The following is a 4694-nucleotide window of genomic DNA, read 5'->3' as shown; positions in this document are numbered from 1 at the left end:
CGTTACAACGACGTTGCGTGCGCCTGCGGTGCCGGCCGGTGTGGTGATACTAATCGAGGTCGACGTATTGGTGCCGAGCGTCGCCGAGGCGCCGCCGACGGTCACCGAGGTGACGCCGGACAAGTTCGTCCCGCCGATCGTCACCGCGGTGCCGCCCGCGGTCGAGCCTGAACTCGGCGAGATCGAGCTGATCGCCGGAGGCGCCACATAGGTAAATTGGTCGCTCGAACTCGTCGCCGAGGTGCCGACTCCGTTTGTCACCGTGATATGCACAGTGCCGGCGCTGCCGCTCGGCGACGGCACGACGATCTGGGTCGACGAACTGCTAGTGAAGCTGCTGCTCGGTACCGAGTTCGAGCCGAAGCTCACTGACGTCGCCCCGGTGAAGTTCGTGCCGTTGATCGTCACCGAGGTGCCGCCAGCGGTCGGACCGGACGTCGGCGATACCGACGTGACCGTCGGGCTGCCGGCCGCGGTGCAGGTGGCTGAGAAAGCCACGCTGCCGCGAAACCCGCTGCCGGTCTGGTCGATCGCTTCCGAAGATAGGCCCGGCGTCGAGGCTCCATCTGGATTGTTGTTGATCTTCACTATATCGCCGGCCGACAGCGTGTAGCTGCCGGACGTGCTGACATGGAAGCCCGCGCCGCTGTTGTTATTGAAGGTTGCAGGAATACCGAACGAATAGTCCGCGGTAAATCCGGCATCAATGGTTCCCGCCGTCGTCGAGATGGTCACCGAATAATGGAGCGTGTCGCCAGCAGCGAATGCCGTCAAATAGGCCTCGTTGAAGCCTTTGCCGTCGTCGGGAGCGCCTGGCGACGTGAACGTCACATTGTAGTTCAAGGCGCCGCCGTTCACGGCTGTACAACTTGCCGATGCCCAGCTCGCGGTCGAAGTCAACGCGATCGCTGCGGCCGCTAGCGCCGCGGAAGCGAGGATACGAAGCCTGCTCTTGAGTCCGGCCGGTGGCGCGCAGGTGCTGCCAACAAGCCGCAGCAATCGCGCGCAGCTCTCCGCTGAGGGCGGCTTTGGTGGGCGAGAAACCGCCCATAGCCGTTCTGCCGCGGTGCCATCCGGCGTGACGCGGGATTTCTGCGAGAACCTGGCAGAATCGTTCAAGCGCATGACTCTCGTCGAAATCAGAGAGAGGTACGAATTGATAGTTCACGCGGCTCTTTAGGAAATGTGCGAGAAACGAACGATTGAGCGTTGCATCTGTTTGGTTGTAGTATCAAGACATCTCGCGATTTAGCATTGCTAATTCGGCTTATCGTTGTAGATAGGTCACAAGTTCGCGTTGCTGCGTGGTAGCCGTGTAGGCTTTGCGAAATCTATTGATTGTTAATTAGTAGTTTGGCTTGGACGATCCGTCTAAATGCACGGTTTGATGAATTTGTGTCGAGTGAAGATTCTGGTGATTTGGTTTTTGATGCAGAGAGCTGGTCGTGAGTGACGCGCGGGAGTTGTTCATCGCCGGTGGATTGTTGCCGAAGTGATGATGAATGTCGTGCAAAGCGAATTAGCTTGTCTGCTGTGCATCGGTGAAATGAGGTCGTTGGACGAAGTTATCGAGTGGTCGAATTTCCGGTCGTCGGTAGGTTGATCGTCATTCAGTGCGGCGGTTCGCTTCATGGTTTTCAACAAGAAGGGGAGAGATGCTGAGAATGAGCTCGGTCCGGATTGATGCGGACCGGATTTGACATTGGAGGGGCATGACGCTGCTGGCCTCGCGCCCCATCGTTCTCCACGAAAGGAATTGGTCAGATGGCAGACTCTTTCATTGGTCAGATCATGCAGGTCAGTTTTAACTACGCACCGGTGGATTGGGCAGTCGCGGCCGGGCAGACGTTCAATGTCACACAGAACCAGGCCCTGTTCGCGCTGATCGGCGGGACCTTCGGTGGCGACGGACGGACGACGTTTCAGCTCCCCAATCTTCAGTCGCGGGTGATCATTGGTGCCGGGCAGGGGCCGGGTCTCAGTAACTATGCGTGGGGTGCGCATGCCGGTGTCGAGCGCGTCACGCTGACTCAGGCAAACCTGCCGGCGCATTCACACGCGGCGACATTCACGCCGACCGGCGGCGGGGGCGGTGCGGCGGCAGTTCAGGCCCTGACGGGTGTCACGGTCAGTTCTCTGTCGGGTTCCCCTGCTGTCGGATCGCTACTGGCCAATACCGGCCCAACCGGAGGAGGGCAGCCGAAGATTTACGCACCCGCCGGGACGGCAGGCACGCCCGTAAATCTGGGCGGTGTAAGCGGCGGCGGCGGCATCACCGGCGGGACGGTTCAGATCGGCAACACCGGAAGCAACGTTCCCGTCGAGACCTTGCCGCCCTACCTCGCGCTCAGGACCAATATCTGTCTGTCGGGCCTGTATCCGGTTCAGGACTGAGCAGAACTCGTTTGGTGGGCTTCCGATGGAAGCATCGGGAGCCCACCACGCCCTGCTGGGCGTGGCCGAGATACTGTCAATTGAAGACGGCTTGATATCGCCTGCGACCGTTCTTCGGCTGTAACTGAGAAATCAGGATGGTGTAAGGGCCGCCACGGCCGCAATCGAATTCATAGGCGGCATCGAGCAAGTATACGTCTTCGGCCGATTCAAAGAACAGGCTGAACGGCTCTCGCTCGGCACCGATGAACAGTGGCTTGCGTTGCAGCCTGACCAGAGTGAGCTCGACCGGCTCGGGAACGGTGGACACGCGGACGGCACGCCCGATCCAGGGTTCGAAATCTTCAGGCTTCATCAGATACATTGGTGACCTCGATCTGGTGCAATTATCATTCGGAAATGCAGCGTTCGAAGTTGATCCAAACGACAGATAGTATCGCTTCGATGCGACGGACTGCCTCCGTCGTCAATGAGGCGCCGCAAAGAGCCGGTTGGGGCAGAGCATGCGGGCGGTGGGATGAGCAGAATGGGCGCACATTTCACGTTGACAGTCCCCGGACTGACGATCCGGCCGGCGCGGCCCGAGGATGACGTCTTCTGCCGCGTCCTTTCGGACGCGACGTTGCGCGCGGCATGGATCGGCATCGACATGCCGGATGAACTGCAGACCGCGCTACTCGTGCAGCAATTCGAAGCGCGCCGGATCGGCTATCGACAGAGCTATCCGAGGGCTGAGTATTTCATCATTGCGGAGCGGGAGGTTGCCGTCGGTCGCCTGGTGGTGGCGGACGAGGTGGGTAGCGACGGGCAGCATGATCAGGGCGAGCCGGATGCGGGCGCTACAGGCAGGTCAGCCGAGCTGGCGCTACGTCTTGTCGACATCGCGCTGCTGCCGGCCGCGCAGGGGCGCGGCGTCGGGCGTGAGGTGATCGCCAGCCTCGCGCGTGCAGGGCGGGAGGTCGGGGCGCAGCGCCTGACATTGTCGGTGCAGCCATCCAATGATCGCGCGCGCAGCCTGTATCTTCGGCTGGGCTTCGTCGAGACGGACTGCGAGTCGTTTCGGCAGATGACGATGCGGCTGGACTGACCGGCGCCTCGGCCTAAATGATGATGGCCGGGGCGGACCCCGGCCATGATCAACTTCGCGAAGGGTCCGAGGACTTACTTCTTGACCAGCGGGCACTCGCTGTCCGCCAGCGGACGCGCCGCGTCTTCTGCGGAGATGTCGGCGACCTTCTTGTAGTAGTCCCACGGACCCTTGGATTCGGCCGGTGACTTCACTTCGAACAGGAACGCCGGCACCATGCGGCGGCCGTCGGCGCGGATCACCGATTTGCCGAACGGCAGATCGTCCGCCGGGATTTCCTTCATCTTGGCGACGACCTTGGCGCCGTCATGCGGGTTGCCGCCCATCGCTTCCAGCGTCTTCAGATAGTGCAGCACCGCGGCATACACGCCGGCCTGAGTCATCGACGGCTTGGCGTTGTTCTTGGCCTGCTTCTGGAAGCGGTCCGCGAACGCACGGGTGTTGTCGTTGAGGTCCCAATAGTAGGACTCGGTGAAGGTCAGGCCTTGCGCCGTCTTCAGCCCGAGCGAGTGCACGTCGTTGATGAACAGCAGCAGCGCGGCCAGCTTTTGTCCGCCCGCGGTGATACCGAACTCGGCGGCCTGCTTGATCGAGTTGGTGGTGTCGCCGCCGGCATTGGCGAGGCCGATCACCTTGGCCTTCGACGCCTGCGCCTGCAGCAGGAACGACGAGAAGTCCGGGGTGTTCAGCGGATGCTTGACGCTGCCGACCACCTTGCCGCCATTGGCCTTGACAACCGCGGTGGTGTCGCGCTCGAGCGCGGCGCCGAATGCGTAGTCGGCGGTGAGGAAGAACCAGGTATCACCGCCGGCCTTGGTCAGTGCCTGACCCGTGCCGTGCGCCAGCATGTAAGTGTCGTACGTCATCGAGATGGTATTGGCGTTGCACGCCTTGCCGGTCAGGTCGGCGCTGGCGCCGCCCGAGTTCATCAGGATGCTGTTCTTCTCTTTGACCAGATTGCTGATCGCGAGCGCGACGCCCGAATTCGGCGTGTCGGTGATCAGGTCGACCTTGTCGACATCGATCCACTGCCGCGCCAAGTTGACGCCGACGTCCGGTTTGTTCTGGTGATCGCCGGAGACCAGTTCGATCTTCCAGCCCTTCGCTTCGAGCCCGGAATCGGCGATCGCCATCTTGGCGGCTACCACTGAATTCGGGCCGCCGATGTCGGCGTACAGGCACGACATGTCGTTAAGTACGCCGATCTGGGCGG

5 protein-coding genes are annotated in these 4694 nt (G+C 61.5%); 2 read left to right on the top strand and 3 right to left on the bottom strand.

Annotated features, from left to right (window positions below; translation table 11 throughout):
- On the bottom strand, positions 1 to 1125 hold a 1125-nt coding region (locus tag DYI24_RS21550; RefSeq protein ID WP_246701336.1), incomplete at its 3' end, for an IPT/TIG domain-containing protein.
- 639 nt (positions 1126 to 1764) lie between these two features.
- On the opposite strand from DYI24_RS21550, the gene DYI24_RS21545 reads away from it, so the two are divergent.
- A complete protein-coding gene (locus DYI24_RS21545; protein ID WP_164573783.1) occupies positions 1765 to 2394 on the top strand; it encodes a phage tail protein in 630 nt (209 codons plus the stop codon).
- Between the two features lie 76 nt (positions 2395 to 2470).
- Here the strand turns inward: DYI24_RS21545 and DYI24_RS21540 are convergent, their stop codons facing one another.
- Positions 2471 to 2758 (bottom strand): DUF6916 family protein, encoded by a 288-nt coding sequence (locus tag DYI24_RS21540; protein WP_164573782.1) that lies wholly within the window; start codon positions 2756 to 2758, stop codon positions 2471 to 2473.
- 162 nt (positions 2759 to 2920) lie between these two features.
- Here DYI24_RS21540 and DYI24_RS21535 point away from each other — a divergent pair, with 162 nt between their 5' ends.
- Positions 2921 to 3481: a GNAT family N-acetyltransferase gene (locus DYI24_RS21535; RefSeq protein ID WP_164573781.1), complete on the top strand. Its 561-nt coding sequence runs from the start codon at positions 2921 to 2923 to the stop codon at positions 3479 to 3481.
- A gap of 74 nt (positions 3482 to 3555) precedes the next feature.
- On the opposite strand, the gene DYI24_RS21530 is transcribed toward DYI24_RS21535, so the two are convergent.
- Positions 3556 to 4694, bottom strand: a 1139-nt coding sequence (locus DYI24_RS21530) for an ABC transporter substrate-binding protein (protein WP_164573780.1), incomplete at its 5' end; no start/stop codon positions are given.

Source organism: Rhodopseudomonas sp. BR0C11 (assembly GCF_010820945.1).
In the GTDB taxonomy this organism is placed as follows: domain Bacteria; phylum Pseudomonadota; class Alphaproteobacteria; order Rhizobiales; family Xanthobacteraceae; genus Rhodopseudomonas; species Rhodopseudomonas palustris_H.
The sequence above is the reverse complement of the archived record's forward strand: the minus strand, read 5'-3'. Positions and strand labels throughout refer to the sequence as shown.